General features: G+C 33.5%; 15 protein-coding genes, 1 tRNA gene and 1 riboswitch. Of the genes, 11 read left to right on the forward strand and 5 right to left on the reverse strand.

What is annotated here, in order from left to right; genetic code table 11:
* The first annotated feature begins 4 nt into the window (after nucleotides 1-4).
* Nucleotides 5-1105, forward strand: a complete 1101-nt coding sequence (locus FJOH_RS07305; RefSeq protein WP_012023487.1) for a SusE domain-containing protein — start codon at nucleotides 5-7, stop codon at nucleotides 1103-1105.
* Between the two features lie 84 nt (nucleotides 1106-1189).
* On the forward strand, nucleotides 1190-4063 hold the full coding sequence (locus FJOH_RS07310; protein WP_012023488.1) for an alpha-amylase family glycosyl hydrolase: 2874 nt from the start codon (nucleotides 1190-1192) through the stop codon (nucleotides 4061-4063).
* A 115-nt stretch (nucleotides 4064-4178) separates the two neighbouring features.
* Here FJOH_RS07310 and FJOH_RS07315 read toward each other — a convergent pair whose 3' ends face one another.
* Complete coding sequence (locus tag FJOH_RS07315) at nucleotides 4179-4406, reverse strand: DUF6814 family protein (RefSeq protein ID WP_044047562.1); 228 nt, start codon at nucleotides 4404-4406, stop codon at nucleotides 4179-4181.
* An 11-nt stretch (nucleotides 4407-4417) separates the two neighbouring features.
* A complete protein-coding gene (locus tag FJOH_RS07320) occupies nucleotides 4418-5914 on the reverse strand; it encodes an MFS transporter (RefSeq protein ID WP_012023489.1) in 1497 nt (498 codons plus the stop codon).
* Between the two features lie 241 nt (nucleotides 5915-6155).
* Nucleotides 6156-6347, forward strand: a riboswitch (cobalamin riboswitch).
* A gap of 283 nt (nucleotides 6348-6630) precedes the next feature.
* On the opposite strand from FJOH_RS07320, the gene FJOH_RS07325 reads away from it, so the two are divergent.
* Nucleotides 6631-7950 (forward strand): DUF5074 domain-containing protein, encoded by a 1320-nt coding sequence (locus tag FJOH_RS07325; RefSeq protein WP_012023490.1) that lies wholly within the window; start codon nucleotides 6631-6633, stop codon nucleotides 7948-7950.
* Nucleotides 7951-8188: 238 nt separating this feature from the next.
* On the opposite strand, the gene FJOH_RS07330 is transcribed toward FJOH_RS07325, so the two are convergent.
* Nucleotides 8189-8264: transfer RNA gene (locus tag FJOH_RS07330), tRNA-Phe, on the reverse strand.
* Nucleotides 8265-8367: 103 nt separating this feature from the next.
* On the opposite strand from FJOH_RS07330, the gene FJOH_RS07335 reads away from it, so the two are divergent.
* The 7 genes from FJOH_RS07335 to FJOH_RS07365 all read left to right on the forward strand — a co-directional run bounded on the left by FJOH_RS07335 (nucleotide 8368) and on the right by FJOH_RS07365 (nucleotide 15337).
* Complete coding sequence (locus FJOH_RS07335) at nucleotides 8368-9102, forward strand: type III pantothenate kinase (protein ID WP_012023491.1); 735 nt, start codon at nucleotides 8368-8370, stop codon at nucleotides 9100-9102.
* Complete coding sequence (locus tag FJOH_RS07340; protein WP_012023492.1) at nucleotides 9095-10324, forward strand: hypothetical protein; 1230 nt, start codon at nucleotides 9095-9097, stop codon at nucleotides 10322-10324. Before FJOH_RS07335 ends, FJOH_RS07340 begins: the two co-directional genes overlap by 8 nt.
* A 52-nt stretch (nucleotides 10325-10376) precedes the next feature.
* Nucleotides 10377-10934: an LPS export ABC transporter periplasmic protein LptC gene (lptC, locus tag FJOH_RS07345; RefSeq protein WP_012023493.1), complete on the forward strand. Its 558-nt coding sequence runs from the start codon at nucleotides 10377-10379 to the stop codon at nucleotides 10932-10934.
* 2 nt (nucleotides 10935-10936) lie between these two features.
* The gene (locus tag FJOH_RS07350) at nucleotides 10937-11131 is read left to right on the forward strand and encodes a hypothetical protein (protein WP_044047564.1); all 195 of its coding nucleotides are present in this window, start codon (nucleotides 10937-10939) and stop codon (nucleotides 11129-11131) included.
* A gap of 2 nt (nucleotides 11132-11133) precedes the next feature.
* On the forward strand, nucleotides 11134-12393 hold the full coding sequence (locus FJOH_RS07355) for a hemolysin family protein (RefSeq protein WP_012023494.1): 1260 nt from the start codon (nucleotides 11134-11136) through the stop codon (nucleotides 12391-12393).
* Between the two features lie 108 nt (nucleotides 12394-12501).
* Nucleotides 12502-14601, forward strand: coding sequence for a peptidylprolyl isomerase (locus tag FJOH_RS07360; protein ID WP_012023495.1), 2100 nt, complete (start codon nucleotides 12502-12504; stop codon nucleotides 14599-14601).
* A gap of 289 nt (nucleotides 14602-14890) precedes the next feature.
* Nucleotides 14891-15337 carry a hypothetical protein gene (locus tag FJOH_RS07365; RefSeq protein WP_012023496.1) on the forward strand — a complete coding sequence of 149 codons (447 nt, stop codon included), beginning with the start codon at nucleotides 14891-14893 and terminating at the stop codon, nucleotides 15335-15337.
* Between the two features lie 22 nt (nucleotides 15338-15359).
* Here the strand turns inward: FJOH_RS07365 and FJOH_RS07370 are convergent, their stop codons facing one another.
* A complete protein-coding gene (locus FJOH_RS07370; RefSeq protein WP_012023497.1) occupies nucleotides 15360-16274 on the reverse strand; it encodes a GYDIA family GHMP kinase in 915 nt (304 codons plus the stop codon).
* Nucleotides 16275-16366: 92 nt separating this feature from the next.
* Nucleotides 16367-17680: a hydroxymethylglutaryl-CoA reductase, degradative gene (locus tag FJOH_RS07375; protein WP_012023498.1), complete on the reverse strand. Its 1314-nt coding sequence runs from the start codon at nucleotides 17678-17680 to the stop codon at nucleotides 16367-16369.
* A gap of 180 nt (nucleotides 17681-17860) precedes the next feature.
* On the opposite strand from FJOH_RS07375, the gene FJOH_RS07380 reads away from it, so the two are divergent.
* Nucleotides 17861-20032 carry a S9 family peptidase gene (locus FJOH_RS07380; protein WP_012023499.1) on the forward strand — a complete coding sequence of 724 codons (2172 nt, stop codon included), beginning with the start codon at nucleotides 17861-17863 and terminating at the stop codon, nucleotides 20030-20032.
* Nucleotides 20033-20064 lie beyond the last annotated feature (32 nt).

Consider the following 20064-nt stretch of genomic DNA (forward strand, 5'->3'; position numbering starts at 1 on the left):
AAAAATGAAAAATATATATAAAGTTTTAATCGCATTTATTGGTGTATTGGCAGTGTCATGTAATGCAGATGCTGTAGACGAAAGACCAGTTCTTAATGTTGTTTCAGCACCAGAAATTACTGCTCCTGCAACAGGACAAAATTATGTTCTAGATGTTGAAAAAGCAGCAGAAGAGGCAGCGAAATTTACATGGTCAGCTGCAGAATATTCAACAAATGTTGCTGTAAAATACACCTTGTTAATTGATAAAAAAGGAGGTGATTTTAGTGCTGCAAAAACATTGCAGACTACAACAAACAGTATTACTGAAGTGTCTGTACTTGCCAGAGAATTGAATCAGGCAGCGATTGATCTTGGAGGAAAACCTGAAGAAGCTGCTCAGTACGATGTAAAAATTAAATCTGATGTTTCTGGAGGATTTCCTCAGGTGTCTAAAGGTTTAATTACAATCACAGTTACTCCTTACACAGGAAAAGTTCCTTATGATTTTAATGACTGGTACTTAGTTGGAGACGCAACCGTTTCTGGATGGGATAACAATAAAGGGAACCAAATTTTATTTAGAAGCGCTGCAAATGCTAATGAATATAAATTTACAGGATTCTTCAAAAAAGGTGTATTCAAGGCTATCAAAAACCTAGGAAGCTGGGCTCCAATGTATGGAGGGAAAGATGGATCTTTAGCTTATAGAGCAACAGAAGGAGATCAAGATCCGGCAAGTTTTGAAATTCCTGCAGATGGATATTACACTTTTGTTATGGATGTTCAAAAATTAACCTACACATTAGCTCCATATGCAGCAGGTGCGGGAGCAACAGTTTATAACACAATTGGTATTATTGGAGATGCAACTGCTAAAGGGTGGGATGCTTCAACGCCAATGGTTAAATCTGCTTTTAATGCTCACATCTGGACTTTAGGCGTGACATCTCTAAATGATGGAGGAATGAAATTTAGAGCTAATGATGCTTGGGATGTGTCTTGGGGAGGCAAAACAGCTTTTTCAGGTGGAGGAACTGGTGATAACATACCAGTAGCTAAATCTAAATATGTTATCTATTTCAATGATTTAGACGGAAGTTATTTGATGATTCCAAATCAATAATAAACTTTCTTCATACTAAAATGGGGCTATCTGCTAGATAGCCCTTTTTTAATCAGACTGACTAACCGAAAAAACCACACTATTATGAAAAAAACTTTACTATCAATATTTTTATTGATGGCAGTAACAGTTTTTGCCCAGCAGCAAACCGTTACTTATTCAATAAACCCTCCCACTTTTGAAGATACTACGCCAATTACAATAACAATTAATGGTACCAGTATTAATGAAAGTACGTGGGGAGTTACAGGTAATGCATTGTATCTTTGGTCATGGTCTTATGATGTAAATGATACCAACCAAATGGATTCTCCGTCTAACGGATCATGGACTTCTTCAAATGAAGCTGCAAAGTTTACCTATAATGCAGGTACTGATACTTATACTAAAACTTTTACACCGTCTGTATATTTTGGACGAAATGGAATTGGCAGAATAGGATTTTTGGTTAAAGCAAAAGACGGAAGCGGCAGCAAACAATCTCAGGATATTGTTGTCGAAGTTGGATCTTTTCAGGTAAACCTAACTTCACCTGTAGAAAATAGCGCTTCAATTATAGCGTCTGGTTCCAATTTTAATATTGCAGCCACAAATACAAACGGAGCGGCAAGCTATTCGTTAAAAGCAAATGGAACAGTAATAAATACCAATGCAAGTACTGCAAGTTATTCTTATTCTCATATAAATGTTACTAATAATCAAACGTATGAATTGAGTGTAACTCAGGGATCGACTACAATTGTAAAAAAGTTTTCAGTTGTGGTAAATCCAAACACAGTTTCTCAAACAATGCCTGCAGGATTAGTTGATGGAATTAATTATAATTCCAATGATACTTCAAAAGCAACATTGGTTCTTGATGCTCCTTTAAAAGATTTTGTTTACGTTGCCGGAAGTTTCAATAACTGGCAGCCAACTTCGGCGTATGCCATGAAAAAAGATCCTGTTTCGGGAAAATTTTGGTTAGAATTAACCGGATTGGTTTCGGGAGTAAATAATACCTATCAGTATTGGGTTGTAGATGCTTCACCTCTTACCGGTTCTCCATCTTTAGTAAAAACGGCCGACCCTTATTCTACTTTGGTTTTGTCTCCGTATGATGATCCGTGGATTCCGGCATCTTCTTATCCAAATTTACCAGCTTATCCAGCAGGACAGCAGTTTGAAGTTACGGTTCTAAAAACTGGTCAGACTCCTTATAATTGGCAGGTAACTAATTTTACAAAGCCCGAAAAAGAAAAACTGGTTATTTATGAAGTTTTGGTTCGAGATTTTGATGCAGCAAGAAATTACCAAAGTATAATTGACAAAATCGATTATTTCAAAAACCTTAAAATAAACGCTATCGAATTAATGCCGGTAATGGAATTTGAAGGTAATGAAAGCTGGGGTTATAATACTTCTTTTCACATGGCTTTGGACAAGTTTTATGGAACATCGGATAAATTAAAAGAACTAATAGATGTATGTCATCAAAACGGAATTGCCGTTATTCTTGATGTGGCTTTAAATCATGCTTTCGGAAGAAATCCAATGGTTAGAATGTGGATGAACGATCCTGACGGTGATGGTTTTGGTTCACCAACAGCCGAAAATCCATACTTTAATACAGTTGCAAAACATACATTTAGTGTTGGAGAAGACTTTAATCATCAATCAACAAGAACACAATATTATGTAGAGCGTGTAATTAAGCAATGGATTCAGGAATATAAAATTGATGGTTTTAGATGGGATTTAACAAAAGGATTTACACAGGCTTGTACAGCCTCAGATCAATCTTGTACAAATGCATACCAGCAAGACAGGGTAGATATTTTAAAGAAATATGCTGATTATTCATGGAGTCTGGATCCAACGCATTATACCATTTTTGAGCATTTAGGAACTGAAGCCGAAGAAAAACAATGGGCCGATTACAGAGTAACAGAAACTCCAAGTAAAGGAGTTATGATGTGGGGTAAAATGACAGATCCTTACAATCAATTGTCTATGGGGTATGCTTCTGAAAGTAATATTTCGAAAATGTCAAGTGCCAATCGTGGTTTTGCTGCAAACCGTTTAATAGGTTATGCCGAAAGTCATGACGAAGAACGTTTGATGTATAAAAATGTGCAATACGGAGCTTCAAACAGTGCTTATAATGTAAAAACATTAAATACCGCTTTATCCAGAATGTCGGCAATTGGAGCAGTTTCATTATTAGTTCCAGGACCAAAAATGATTTGGCACTTTGGAGAACTGGGCTGGGAGAGTTCAATTTTTACCTGTAATGATAATTCTGTAAATACAGATTCAGATAGTACAGGCGGAGATTGTAAACTAGATACCAAACCACAGCCTCAGTGGGTAAATAACTGGTTAGGAAATTCAAACCGTAATAAAATTTACAACGATTGGGCTAAGATGATTACACTAAAAAAGGCAGAACCTGTTTTTTTAGGAACTTCAACAATTCCAAATTCTAATTCGCTTACAGTAAACATTAAAATAACCAATGCAGGTTTAACTTCGGCACAATTAAAAGACGTTTTGATTTTAGCCAATTTTGACGTTACAGCGCAAAACGTTTCGACAGGTTTTCCGTATGCAGGAACTTGGTACAATTTAATGGATAATACTACAATAAATGTTACTGATGTAAATGCTCCGATAAATTTACCTGCAGGTGAATATAGAATTTATGGAAACAAAACTGCCAATTTAGCTATCGAAGATTTTGAAAAAGGAAGCACGGTGAATTTATATCCAAATCCGGTTTCAAATCATTTCACTTTAAGTACCGCAGTTTCAAAAGTTCAGATTTATTCAGTTTCAGGACAATTTGTAAAAAGCTTTGCTTCAAACGGAAATGTTGATTTTCAATTTGGCGTAAGTGAATTACAAACAGGTTTGTATATCGTAAAAGCTTCAGATGAAAATGGTAAAATACAGGTAATGAAGTTTATTAAAAAATAAACATTGAAAATATATCTCTAAACAGATTAAAAATTTGGTTTGGTTAGTAATGTGAAAGGGCTGTTCTATTGAAAAATAGACAGCCCTTTTCTGGTTTAGTTGTTTATTGTTTCTGTTATTTCTTTTTATGGTTATACTCTCCAATAACAGCAAAATAACCAAATGTTCCTAAGCCTAAAACAATAAGAGGCGTGAGGATAAAAAGAATAATAATACCAAAGACTAAATCATCTTGCTGATCTGATAATAATTTAGGTAAGCCAAATTCAAACACGCAGAAGTAAGCGGCCGCAACTGCCAAAATAACCCATAAAACGCCTAAAGCTTGTTTGATTGTATTCATGTTCTTAAATGTTAAAGATGATTAATTTTGTTTTTATTGTCTATGTAAATCATTCCAATTACGAAACAGATCGACGCAATAATAATAGGATACCAAAGTCCGTCAAGATAAAAATCGCTTTTTCCGGCTACTTTTGCATGAGTTACAAAATAAGTCGAAATTGCCGGCAGCAGACCTCCAAAAATTCCATTTCCTACATGATAAGGAAGTGACATAGAAGTATATCTGATTTTAGTTGGAAACATTTCAACTAAAAACGCTGCAATTGGACCATAAACCATTGTAACAAATAAAACCTGAATGAAAACTAAAAAAATTAAAGTCCATTCATCGCCAGAATTGATATTTATAGTAACACTGCTTTGAGATTTTTTCTTATCAGCAAAATCTGTTTTCTTTTCGATATACGTAGTTCCATCAGTATAGGTTTTTGAAATCGTGGTAATTACATCATTATTTTTTGCTTTTTCGATCTTTTGAGAGGTTTGTTCTACAATTTCGGTTTTGTAACTCACATCAGTTGTGTTGTACATCATTTTATATATAGGTCTGTAGAATAAAATAGCCAGTAACATACCGAACATCATAATGTATTTACGGCCAACTTTGTCACTCAGCCATCCAAAAACAATAAAAAAAGGTGTTCCTATCAATAATGCAATTCCAAGTAAACTGTCAACTTGTGAAGAATCTACATTCATAACCGTTTTCATAAAACTCATAGCATAGAATTGTCCAGTATACCAAACAACACCCTGTCCCATTGTTGCGCCAAATAATGCCAAGAGAACAAACTTTAAATTGTATCGGTTTCCAAAACTTTCCTTTAAAGGATTTGTACTTGTTGTTCCTTCCTTTTTAGCTTTTGCAAAAACCGGTGATTCGTCCATATTTTTTCTAATTAAATATGAAACTCCCACCATTGCAATAGAAACCCAAAAAGGAACACGCCATCCCCATGAATCAAAAGCTTCGGCCGAAAGTACATTTTTGGTAGCCAGAATAACCATCAAAGAAATAAATAAACCAACCGTTGCAGTAGTCTGGATCCACGATGTCCAATATCCTTTTTGCCCAGCCGGAGCATGTTCGGCAACATAAGTCGCTGCGCCGCCATATTCTCCGCCAAGAGCCAAACCTTGCAATAAACGCAGAATCAAAACTAACAGAGGCGCGAGAAAACCAATGGTTTCATAACTTGGAATACAGCCTATTAAAAAAGTAGAACCTCCCATTAATAATAAAGTAGCCATGAAAGTATATTTTCGGCCGATAATATCTCCCAATCGTCCAAAAAATAAAGCGCCAAAAGGTCTGACAACAAATCCGGCGGCAAACGTGGCTAATGTAGATAAAAACGCTGCTGTTGGATTATCACTCGGAAAGAATTTAGTTGAAATTACAACGGCCAAACTCCCAAAAATATAGAAATCGTACCATTCAATCATTGTTCCCATAGAAGAGGCCGAAATTACTTTCCAAATGCCTTTAGTAGAAGTTTTGCTCATAAAACGTTCTGTTGATTTAATAATGAATAAAAAAATAAAATACGATTTTACGAATATATAAGATATTTTTTTATTTAGTTGATACTTTTTTAACAAAAACTAATTAATTGTTAATAATACATTTTTAATCAGTCAATACTTAATAATTAGAAATATATCATAGAATGCAGGTGTGCCTAAACCCTTATATAGTATAAGGATGCATGGATTTCAAAAAAGAAAACACTAGTTTTGCAGCTCAAAATTTAAATCAGAAAATGGTTGTCATGTTTGATTAAATATGACATTAAAAGGGAATTTGGTGCAAATCCAAAACTGTCCCGCAGCTGTAAGCTCATTAACTGAAACCCTTTAATATGTCACTTTTCAATTCGAAAGGGAAGGCTGGGTGTAGGGAGCAAGTCAGAAGACCTGCCATTTTTATAGTAATAACAGCTTTCGGGGATTGAAGCTTGAATTAAGAATAATACTTTTTCACTCTAAGTGATAATGAGTATTGTTTGATCATTCTATTCTCGTAAGCTAAATAAGTTTATGAGTTTTTTTTTCTGCAAATGCGATATCTTAAAAACAGTTTCTTTTTGAGTGTTTTTTTCTTCTTGACGTTTCCTTTTCTCTATCAAAAAAATCATTAAACATGTCATTGCTCCAGAAACATAGTTTTTAGTGCACTGGATTTAAACATTTAAGTAATATAATTTTTTAAATATTTAATAATGAGAAACAATTTTTTTTCTAAGCAATTAATCGCCATTGCTTCTTTAATGATGCTGGTAACTTCATGTAATAATGATGATGATTTTACGGCGGCGCCTGTAATCAAGGGAGAACAGCAGTTAAAAGATACTTTGACAATTGGAAAAACACTTCAGCTGAGTTCAAAAATAAAAGACAGAAATAATGTTTCATTTGAATGGGCAGTAAACGGAAATGTTGTAGGATCTGATTCGACATATACTTTTAAACCAGAAACAAGAGGAGATTTTAAAATTACGATGACTGCTAAAAACAATGGCGGAAACGTATCTCTAACTTACGATATTCACACATTTGGAGCTTATGAAAACGGATTCTTTATGATTAATGAAGGATGGTTTGGGCATGGAACAGGAACAGTTGGGTTTTACAGATACGATACAAAAGCAATAGAAGACAGTGTTTTTGTAAAAGTAAATCCAGATAAAGATTTAAAACCAGAATCGTCAACTTTAGAGTTTGGAACTGTCTTTAATAAAAAGCTATTCTTGGTGTCTAAAGTCGGCGGACCGGTTGTAGTTGCAGATGCTTATTCGCTTAAAGAAGAAAAAAGAATTCCGGCTCAGGGTGGAAACGACTGGCGTGCGATAGTTGGAATTGATGAAAATCAGGCTTTGCTTACTTCTGGAAAAGGAATATTCAAACTTAATTTGAATACAATGGAATTAAACGGACAAGTTGAAGGAATTACAGGTCAGGTAGGAGACATTGTAAAAGTTAACGGATTCATTTTTGCATTGTCGGCATCAAAAGGGGTTATTGTAATTAATGCTACAACATTAGCAGTCGAAAAAACAATTTCAGGAATGGTTCTGGGATTTGCTGTTACTGATGATAAAAAAGTATGGGCCGCAGGCGGAACAAAACTTATCAATATAGACTCTAATACTCTTGAGGTAAAAGAAATCGCATTAGGTTTTCAGGCTTACGGAAGCTGGGGAGCCTGGCATCCGGGATCTATTACAGCTGCAAAAAATGCTGTTTTCATTGCCAAAAATGGAAGCTGGAGCGGTGGTAAAGAAATTTATAAATATAACGGAGATGTTTCTTCATTAGCTTCGCCTTTTGTTACATTAACAGATTCTAATATATTATATGGAGCGGGAATTGGATATGATAAAAAGAAAAACACTTTAGTAATTAATACAGTAAACGAAGGATATGGAGCAAATTTTGCGATCAATAACCTTTATTTATTCAATGGAGATTCTGGAGCTAAAACAGGAACAGTAAGTTTTTCAGGATATTATTTCCCGGCGGTTTCTGTGTTCCATCAATAAGATTTTTTAGACTAGGTTTTTTAACCGCAAAGACCGCAAGGTAAAAACGCAAAGTTCGCAAAGCTTTATCAATATAAAGCTTTGCGAACTTTTTTTTAGCCACAGATTATACAGATTAAAATGATTTTTAAAAACCTGTATAATCTGTGTTATCTGTGGGCTATTGTTTTTTACTTTTCGGTTTAAATTTTTCCGAAAATAATAAAAACAAAAAACCCGAATATTGCTATTCGGGTTTTGGTGGTACCTCCAGGGATCGAACCAGGGACACATGGATTTTCAGTCCATTGCTCTACCATCTGAGCTAAGGTACCGTCTTGTGCTCAATGCGGGTGCAAAGATAGAATCATTTTCCGTTTATCCAAAACATTTTAGAAAAAAAATCAATTCGTATCTTCGCAAAAACAAAAAAGAAAAATGATTTTAACTGTCGATGTTGGAAATACCAGAATTAAAGCTGCTGTCTTTGAAGGGAGTAGTGTTTTGGAGTATTTCGTTTTTGAAAAAAATGAGCTTGAAAAAAGAATTGAAAAAATTTTAGAAAAATTTCCAAACTGCTCAGATTTGGTTGTTGCCTCGGTTGGAGATGTCGAAAAACAATCTTTTTTGAGTTTTGAAAAACAGTTAAATGTTCATTTTTTTACACACGAAGATATTTTCCCGTTTCATAATAAATATGCAACACCAAAAACTTTAGGAATCGACAGAATGATTTTGGCTGCCGGAGCAACACTGCAGTTTCCGAAACAAAATCGATTAGTTATAGATGCCGGAACCTGCATTACCTACGATTTTATCGACGAAAACGATAATTATCTGGGCGGTGCAATCTCTCCAGGGCTTCGTTTGCGTTACGAAACCTTACACAATTACACAGCCAGACTCCCTTTGCTTACTTTAGATCAGCCCCATTCTTACATTGGAGATTCAACCGCACAGGCGATTCATTCTGGTGTTGTGAATGGTTTCGTCTATGAGATTGACGGTTTTATCGATGAATATCGCTCGAACTTTTCAAATTTTATAATAATTTTAACGGGAGGCGATGCAGAATTTTTGGCTAAACGATTAAAAAATACCATATTTGCCAATTCAAATTTCCTTCTGGAGAGTTTGAGCCAAACATATCAATATAAAATCGACAATGATTAAAAAAATTATAATAAGTGCTTGTTTGCTTATATCGTTCGTTTCATTTGCTCAGCAAGGTACTGCATCGCCATATTCTTTTTATGGAATTGGAGATATCAAGTTTAAAGGAACTTTAGAGTACAGATCTATGGCGGGCGTTGCTGTTGAGCAGGATAGTATTCACTTGAATATTGAAAATCCAGCAAGTTATGCCAGTTTAATGCAGACTACTTTTACAGTAGGAGGAACTTTTGGAACTTCGACATTAAAATCGAATACTGGATCTGCAAAAGCACAAAGAACAACTTTTGATTATTTAGCTGTTGGAATTCCAGTTGGAAAATTTGGAGTATCGTTTGGTTTAATTCCATTATCATCTGTTGGATATAAAATTTTAGATGATAATACTGCGACAGAAGGAGCTGTAAGTTCTCAGTTAAGCGGAAAAGGCGGTATTAATAAAGTATATTTTGGTGTAGGTTATAAAATTAAACCGCACTGGACTATTGGAGCTGATGTTCAATATAACTTTGGAAAAATTACAACAACAAGTATAGAGCAGGTAACCGGTGTTCAAAATGGTACATCAGAATCAAATGCTTCTACTTTATCCGGAGCTAATTTTGATTTAGGTACAATGTACCAGACAAAGATTTATAAAAAAGTAAACCTGTTTACAAGTTTGAGTTATACATTTTCAAGTAATTTAAATTCTGAAAATGTACGAGAAATTAATGTAAGCGGCGATCCGGACCCTTATGCATATCCTGCATCAACTACTAAATTAAAACTTCCGAGCCGAGTAATTATTGGAGCAGGTATTGGTGAGTCAAGAAAATGGTTAGTAGGTACTACATTGGCTTTTCAGGGAGAAGGACAGCTGACAAACTATTACAATGCAATGGATAACGTTCGATACGAGAATTATGCTAAATATGCAATTGGAGGTTACTACATTCCAAATTACACCTCTTTTACAAGTTATTTAAGCAGAATTACATATCGTGCAGGTTTGAAATACGAGAAAATTGGTTTAATTGTTAACAACGAATCAATTAAAGATGTAGGGATGACTTTAGGAGCTGGAATTCCAATTCCGGGATATTTTTCTAATGTAAACATAGGAATTGAATTTGGTAAAAAAGGAACAGTTTCTTCAAACCTGGTTCAGGAAAATTATGTAAACTTTAGTGTAGGATTCTCATTTAATGATAAATGGTTTGTGAAGAGCAAATTCAACTAAACATAAAAATATATGTTTTTATAAGCTCATTACAATTTATTACATTTGGCAAATGAATTTACCAAAGAGATATATTACAAGCGTTGTCACAGTTATTGCTGTGACACTGTTTTTTGGATGCGAAAGTAATTTTAAAGAAGTTCAAAAAATTAACTTCTCAGAGTTTGTTCCGGCAAGTGATGCCGATACTGTGAATATCAAATACACAGATTCTGGTAAAATAACAGGAGTTTTGATAAGCTCAAAAATGCTTGATTATTCTAATCTTGAATTCCCTTTTACAGAATTTCCAAAAGGAATTGATGTTACTTTATACGACAAAAAACAAAAGCGTACCTTTATTAGATCAAATTATGCTGTATCCTATAAAAATACAAGTATAATAGATTTACAGGGAAAAGTTAAAATTACCTCAGAAGCGGGACAGGTTTTGGAAACAGAACAAATGTTTTTTGATCAAAAAAATGAGTGGTTTTACACAGAAAGAAAATTTAAACTTACAGATGCTAAAGGAGTTTCTTTTGGTCAGGGAATTGATTTTAGCAAAGACTTTAAAGTGATTAATTCGCAGCGAATAAGCGGTGAATTTGAATCAGACGAAGAATTATAATTATGGGATATTTAAAATACACACAATACGTTTACATCTTATTTGCAGTTTACTTTATCTATGATGGAGTAATAAAGCTTACCGAAAATAACGAAGCCTACCCTTTGAGTTTTGTTATTGCAGGAATGGCTGTTTTTATGTTTTTCTTCAGGAGAAGGTTTCTTAATAAATATAACGATCGAAATAAAAAACAGTAAAAATGGAAATTAGTATTATAATATTGTGTTTAATACTATCAGCATTTTTTTCAGGAATGGAAATAGCTTTTATTTCCTCAAATAAAATTTATCTTGGAATTGAAAAAAAACAAGATAATTTTCTGTCTCAAATTCTAACAAAACTTACCGAAAATCCTTCAAAATTTATAGCTTCAATGCTTATTGGAAACAATGTAGCACTTGTAGTTTATGGATTTTATATGGGAGATGTTGTCCTGAAATGGATAACAGGTCTTGGATTTCATTTTTCAGACGTAACCACTATTTTAGTTCAAACTTTAATTTCGACTTTTATAGTTCTGATTACAGCAGAGTTTTTTCCGAAAGTTTTTTTTCAAATCTATGCCAATTCCTTAATTAAGATTTTTGCCGTTCCGGCTTATCTTTTTTACAGGCTGTTTTACTACGTCTCTACGTTCTTTATCTGGATATCTGATTTTATTTTAAGGAAGTTTTTTAAAACAGAAGGCGATCAGGTACAATTGTATTTTAGTAAAGTTGAACTTGGTAATTATATTACAGAACAAATGAGTTCAGTTGAAGATGATGATGAAGTCGATTCTGAGATTCAGATTTTTCAAAATGCCTTAGAGTTTTCAGGAGTAAAAGCGCGTGATATTATGACACCTCGAACAGAACTTGTAGCAATAGATTTATTTGACAGTGTTACAGATTTAAAAGAGCTTTTTATAGAAACCGGATATTCAAAAATTGTAGTAAGTCAAAACTCCCTTGATGATATTGTAGGTTATGTACATTCATTCGATTTATTTAAAAAACCGCAGACCATAAAATCTGTTTTAATGACTGTTGAATTTGTTCCGGAAACGATCTTAATAAAAGACGCTTTAAATATTTTGATTAAAAAGCGAAAAAACGTTGCAGTAGTTTTAGATGAATATGGAGGAACTTCCGGAATTGTAACAATTGAAGATATCGTTGAAGAGCTTTTTGGTGAAATTGAAGATGAGCACGATTTAGATGAAGAATTGATAGAACAGGATTTAGGTGAAGGTAAATATTTGTTTTCTACACGCTTAGATGTCGAATATCTAAATGAAACCTACAAACTCATGATTCCCGAAGAAGATTCATATGGAACATTAGGAGGCTTTATTGTAAATTCTACCAAAGAAATACCACAAAAAGGAGATAAAATTGTGATTGACAGGTTCCATTTTAAGATAGAACAGGCTTCAAACAAGAAAATTGAATTGGTCAAAATGACAATAAAAGAGTAAATTTTTAAATAATTAAAAAAAATTGTGTAAAATAAAACGCTAGTTGTATTGTTATTAACTAGATAATTGTATTTTCGCAAACTGAATATAAAATTAACGATAATAAAAATGGCAGTTTTAGCAAAAATTAGACAGCGTTCCGCTTTATTGATAGGAGTTATTGCACTTGCATTATTTGCATTTATAATACAAGATCTAATCGGTAAAGGAACATTTAGTCAAAGTTCAAAAGATGTAGGAAGCATCGATGGAAAAGATATTTCATTTGAAGACTTTAGAGTTAAAGTTAGTAATCTTGAAAAAAGTGGTCAAGGAATTACTTCCACTGAAGCTGCAAACAGAGTTTGGGATCAAGAAGTTTCAATCGCATTATTATCAGCTCAGTTTGATAAATTAGGATTGAGAGTTGGTGAAAAACACTTAATTGAAGTTTTAAAATCAGACCCAAATATTGGTAAAAACCCTATGTTTTTAAACGCAGCAGGAGTTTTTGATGTAGTTAAATTTAAAGACTACTTTAAAGCAAATCCTGAAGCAGCACAATATATTTCTGATAAAGAAAAAGATGCTGAATTAAACGCAAAATTTCAAATCTATAATACTTTAGTAAAATCTGGACTTTACACAACTGCTAGTGAAGGAAAGTTAAAGTATGAAATGGAAGCTAACAAAGTAAACTTTGCTTACGCTGGAGCGTTATACTCTTCTATTAAAGATAGTGAAGTAAAAATTTCTGATTCAGATATCGTAGATTATATGAAGAAAAACGAGAAGAAATTCAAAGCTGATGAAACTCGTGAAATTCAATACGTTTTAGTTGAAGATAAAGCATCAAAACAAGATGAGGCTGATATTAAAGCTAAAATTACTGCCTTATTATCTGGAAGTGTTGTTTACAATGCAAAAACAGGTAAAAACGATACATTACCAGGATTTAGAAACGCAACAAACATTGCTGAATTTGTAAATGCAAATTCTGATGTTCCTTACGATTCTACTTATGTTCCTAAAAATGCTCTTCCAGCTGTAGATGCTGATAAATTATTCAGCTTACCTGCTGGTGCAATTTACGGTCCTTATGTTTACGGAAAATACTATGCAATTTCTAAATCTTTAGGATTTAAAGCTGGTGTTAACGCTAAAGCAAGTCATATCTTAATTGGTTATGAAGGTTCTCAAACACCAAACCAAAAAGAAAAAAGAACTAAAGAAGAAGCTAAAGCTAAAGCTGAAGAAATTTTAGCACAAGTTCAGTCAAACCCTGACAGCTTCATGATGCTTGCTTTTACAAGTTCTGATGATTCATCTGCTCAGCAAGGTGGTGATTTAGGATATTTTGGTCAAGGCCAAATGGTAAAACCATTCAATGATTTTGTATTCAACAACGGAATTGGAAAAGTTGGTTTAGTAGAAACTCCATTCGGTTTCCACGTTATTAAAATTACTGACAAACAAGACGGAATTCGTTTAGCTACAATTGCTCAAAAAATCGAGCCTTCTGAAGCTACTTCTGATAAAGTATTTACATTAGCTACTAAATTCGAAATGGAAGCAGCTGATAAAGATTTCGCTGCTACTGCAAAAGAATTAGGTTTAAAAGTTGAAGGCCCGGTTTCTGCAAAAGCTATGGACGAGCAGTTTGGACCATTAGGAGCTCAAAGAAACATCGTTAGATGGGCATTTGATAAAGAAACTGATAAAGGTGACGTTAAACGTTTTGAATTAGCTAATATCGGACACGTTATTGCTCAATACAAAGGAGAAAACAAATCTGGTTTAGTTTCTGTTACTATGGCTAGACCTTATGTTGAACCAATCTTGAAAAACAAGAAAAAAGCTGAAATCTTAAAAGCTAAAATGACAGGTTCAAGCATCGAAGCTGTTGCTAAAAGTGCTGGTGTAGCTGTACAACAAGCTGCAGATGTTACTTTAGAAAACCCTGTTTTACCAGGCGGAGTTGGACAAGAGCCACAAGTTGTAGGTACTGCATTTGCTTTAGCCGCTAACAAACTTTCTGCTCCAATTGAAGGAAATACAGGAGTTTATGTAGTGAAAAATATCAAAACTGTAAAAGCTCCAGCCCTTACAAACCATGCAGAATATGTTGCTAAAGTAAAAGCTCAAAGCGCATCTGATGCAGGAAGAATTTTACCAGCGTTGAAAAACAATGCTAAAATTGAAGATAACAGATTGCAATTTAATTACTAACCGAAAGTTTTAGTAAAATAAATAAAAGAAAAACCCGAAACGTTCAGCTGAATGTTTCGGGTTTTTCTGTATATAATGTTTTAGCAAAATGATTTTGTAGTAAATGTTTTATGTAATTTACTTAACTATATGGGAATTATGGAAATATAACCTTAAAAATTTGTGATTATAAAAATATTACAGTTAATTTGTCGGAATTTTTGTTCTAACAAATCTAAATTTTAACAAACATTTGTTAATGCAAGTTCTGAGAGAATTATAAACAAATACTTTAATAATCAAACATTTAATGTTTTATAAGTTTAAATTTTTAAGAAGAAAACCAAAGGTATATTCTAAAATTGAAAATCACATTTTTGGAATAATTACGGAGCTTTTAAAAGTTAGCACTACCGACATCAATGTTGATGAATTGGGTGGTAAATATTATTTAAGTAACGAAGAACAACACTTTAAGGTAACAATTTTAAGTAACGATTACGTTATCAGGCTAACCAATACCCGTGACTCTGTAGCTGAAAAATACGATAAGGTTTTTGTAGAAGATGTTTTGAAAGCTGTAAAAGAAGAAAAACACCGCAGAATGGAGCTGGTATACGACTCTATTACAAACAGTATTGAGAAAATGGCTGAACGTCTGCATAATACACTTATAGAGTCTAACGAGCAGGAAAATGAAAAAGTAAGACGTTTAGAATCTGAACCAGTTGAAAATGATCAAAAAGTAAATTTTTAATTACGCTTATTGATATTGATAACTACTCCTGCAAAATCATTTCATCATAAGAGAGAATAACATCATATCCTTTTGATGTAAAATAATCCTTAGGATTTTCTTTTGAAACCACCATTACAAAGTCTCCTCCCCAAGCACCTAGACTTTTAACAGTACCATTAAAATCAGGAAACGCAATTTCTTTAATTGTTTTTATCTCCATAATATTACTTAAATGAATTTCATGTTTTTCTACTGCGTAGGCAAATTCTTTTAAGGTTTTAGCGTTCAGGATAGCATTAGTTATTTTATTGTTTTCGGCAACACTCTTTGCTAGATTTTGGTCTTTGTGTCTGTTATAAGCTTGTATAGCAGTTTTACTGTTTTGTTTTTTGTTGAGATAAACAAAGTGAATGTTTTCTGTAAAGTCCGGATTGAAAATAACCGGTTCAACAAAATTATTTTCTATTCTATATAAAATAGGAGTATTGTTCTGCGCGCAGGCTATGTCATAACCGCTGCCTCCAAAGCTGTTTTTAAGCAGTGTAAAAGCATTAATTTTGGTCCACTGCGCAATATTATTAATCAAGGTCGAAGATGTTCCCAATCCCCAATTTCTTGGAAAAGTAAGATTCGTTGTTATTCTGTATCCTTTTGACTGCTTAATAAATTCAGGATTTAAAAGATAAGCTTCGTGCAGGATATTAATTAAAGTGGTTTTTACAGTTTCAACTTCAGAATCTATATTGTTTATAACTTCATCAAATGAAATTACATTTTCAAACCAAAGCTGTTTGTCGTAGTCATAACTTTTCCATTCTATTATTTGGTTTTCTCCTTTTGTTACAACTAAATCCTGACCAAATTTTGTTGGCAGTGCAAATGCATCTGCGCCATCTAATACTAAATATTCTCCAGAGATGAATAATTTTCCGTTACTGTAAAAGGTTGTTGACATACGTATTTTTTAGCCCCGATAGAAGTGGAAATCCTTTTGCTTTTTTCTTTAAAAAGGAAAAGATTGCAGCGAATAGCGGGATCAGCTTCTAATTATTTTCTTAAACTTTCAATGAATTCAACTACGGCACTATGTGAAACAGCAGTTTTCTTAAAATGTGCTTTTATCAAATGACGTTCTTCGTCTGTAGCTTCAAACTGGTTGATGATATTATTTAAGTGCATTTTCATGTGTCCTTCCTGAATTCCTGTTGTGGTTAAAGAACGCAATGCTGCAAAATTTTGTGCTAAACCTGCTACGGCAGTAATTTCCATTAACTCTTTTGCAGAAGGTTTTTCAAGCATTTCCATGCATAATTTTACTAATGGATGCAGTGAAGTCAGGCCGCCAACGGTTCCTAGTGCTAAAGGAATTTCAAGCCAGAATGTAAAAATTCCGTTCTCAATTTTTGCATGTGATAAACTTGCATATTGACCGTTTTTTGAAGCATAAGCATGAACTCCGGCTTCTACAGCTCGAAAGTCATTTCCTGTAGCCAGTACAACAGCATCAACACCATTCATGATACCTTTATTATGTGTTACAGCTCTAAAAGGCTCAATTTCGGCAATTTGAACAGCCTGAACAAAGCGTTCTGCAAATTCCTGTGGATTTTGGATATGTTTTTCGGCTAAATCTTCAATTGGACATGAAACTTCGGCTCTAACTAAACAGTTAGGTACATAATTCGATAAAATACTCATGATAACAGTTAATGTATCCTCTTCAGAAAATAAATCAGAATGCTGAAATTCTTCTTTTAAAGTAGATGCGAACTGCTCTAAGCATGAATTGATAAAATTAGCGCCCATGCTGTCTTTAGTTTCAAAAGTGGCATGAAGCTGATAGTAATTCTCAAGTAAATTTCGTTTGTCTTTTAATTGAATATCTAATATACCGCCGCCGCGTTCCTGCATGTTTTTGGTAATGCTTTGTGTTTCAGAAAAAAACTTAGGTTTTATCTGCTGGAAAAACGATTGTAATTTTTCGGCATCACCATTAAAATTAAAATGAACCTGACCAATTTTTTCGGTATCAATTATAGTGGCTTTAAAGCCTCCGCGTGAAGCCCAAAATTTGGCTGCTTTTGAGGCTGCGGCCACAACAGAACTTTCTTCAATGGCCATTGGTATCGTTTTATACTTCCCATTAATCAAAAAATTTGGAGCAACCCCAAGCGGAATATATAAATTGGTAATCGTATTCTCAATAAATTCATCATGCAGCTGTTGGAGCTTTTCGTCTGAATTCCAGTAATTTCTTATAATATTTAAGGCCTCTTCAGGAGTCGAAAAATATTCATTGGCGATCCAGTTAATTTTTTCTTTTTTGGATAATTTAGAAAATCCGGCAACAGCGTTGTTCATTCTCAATATATTAAATAATAATGTTGCCGCAAAGATACTATTTTAAGAGTTTTGATTGCAATCTATTTCAGACATGAAAGTACGCAATCGTTATTTTTTTTAACATTTAACACTTAAAATGTGTATTATGTTTATTTTTTTTATTAAAATTGGGCTCTTTTTATATTTAAAATAATTCTAATGAATACAAGTAAATTTACTGCAGTACTTTTATTTTTAACTGCGGTCGTTTTTGGACAGCAAAAAATAACTGTCGAAAATGTTTTTGGCGGTACTTTCCGGGCTAAAGGGATGGATGAACTGCAATCGCTGAAAAATACAAATCAATATACTGTTTTAAATGTTGACCAGGCGAGCAGAAGTATGCAGATCGATTTATACGATTTTGCTACGCTCAAAAAAGTATCGAATCTTGTTGATACTAAAAACCATAAAGAACTTGCCGACGGAATTGACAGCTACACCTTCGATGCTTCTGAAAAAAAAATCTTAATTGCTTGTAATTCTACTAAAATCTTCCGTCACTCTTTTACTGCTGATTATTACCTTTACGATATCGCAGCAAAATCTCTGGTTAAACTTGTTGATTTTCAAATTCAAGAGCCAACTTTCTCACCTGACGGAACTAAAATCGCTTACGCAAAAAAAAATAACTTATATGTATATGATGTAGCATCAAAAAAATCTACACCAATTACTACAGACGGAAAGAAAAATGCTGTAATTAACGGTATTACTGACTGGGTTTACGAAGAAGAATTTGCTTTTGTGCGTGCATTTGACTGGAGCAAAGACAGTAAAAAAGTAGCTTACATTCGTTTTGACGAAAGCCAGGTTCCTGAGTTTTCAATGTCAATTTTTCATAAAGATTTATATCCAAAAATTGAAACTTTTAAATATCCTAAAGCTGGAGAAAAAAACTCAGAAGTTTCATTACATATATATGATGTAGCTGCAGGAACTGCAAAAAAAGTAAATTTAGGTAACTACAATGATTTCTATATTGCAAGAATGCAGTGGACAAATGATGCAAATGTACTTTGTGTACAGGTTTTAAACCGTCACCAAGACAATTTAGATTTATTGTTTGTTGACGGAAATACAGCGACAGCAAAAGTAGTTTTGAATGAAAAAGATAAAGCTTATGTAGATGTAACTGATAATTTGACTTTCTTAAAAGACAACAGTTTTATCTGGACCAGTGAAAAAGACGGTTTTAATCATATCTATGTGTATGATAAAAACGGAAAACTTAAAAATCAAGTTACAAAAGGAAACTGGGAAGTAGTTTCATACTATGGTTTTGACGAAAAAACAAAAACGATTTTCTATCAGTCTACAGAAAATGGTTCTATTAACAGAGATCTTTACAGAATTGGTTTAGACGGAAAAAATAAAGTGCGTTTGTCTTCAAAAACAGGAACAAGTGAGGCTACTTTCAGTCCAAATTTCCAATACTTTATTACAACTTTCTCAAGTAATACACAGCCTACAACTTATACTTTAAACGAGGCTAAAACTGGAAAAGAAATTCAGGTTATCGAAAATAATCAGGCTCTTGCTGATAAATTAAAAGCGTATAACCTTCCTTCAAAAGAATACTTTGTTTTAAAAACTGCAAAAGGGAATGAACTTAATGCATGGATTTTAAAACCAAAAGATTTTGACCCTTCAAAAAAATATCCAGTTTTTATGTTCCAATATTCAGGTCCGGGATCGCAGCAGGTGGCGAATCAATGGAATAACTCTAATGATTATTGGTTTCTTTCATTAACGCAGCAAGGTTATATTGTGGCTTGCGTTGACGGAAGAGGTACAGGTTACAAAGGGGCTGATTTCAAAAAAGTGACTCAAAAAGAATTAGGAAAATACGAAGTTGAAGATCAAATCGATGCAGCAAAAGTAATTGGTGCTTATCCATATGTTGATGCTTCAAGAATTGGAATTTTCGGATGGAGTTATGGTGGTTTTATGGCATCTAACTGTATTTTCCAAGGAAATGATGTATTTAAAATGGCAATTGCTGTTGCTCCTGTAACAAACTGGAGATTCTATGATAGTGTTTACACAGAAAGATACATGCAGACTCCACAAGAAAATGCAAGCGGATACGATCAAAACTCTCCTATAAATCACGTTGATAAATTGAAAGGAAAGTTCTTATTGATTCATGGTTCTGGCGATGACAATGTTCACGTTCAAAACACAATGCAGATGATGGAAGCATTAATTCAGGCAAATAAACAATTTGATTCTCAAATCTATCCAGATAAAGATCATGGTATTTATGGCGGAAAAACGAGAGTTCAGCTTTACAATAAAATGACCAATTTTATCAAAGAAAATTTATAATCTAAAACAATATTAACCTAAAAATAATAATG

The organism is Flavobacterium johnsoniae UW101, assembly GCF_000016645.1.
GTDB lineage: Bacteria > Bacteroidota > Bacteroidia > Flavobacteriales > Flavobacteriaceae > Flavobacterium > Flavobacterium johnsoniae.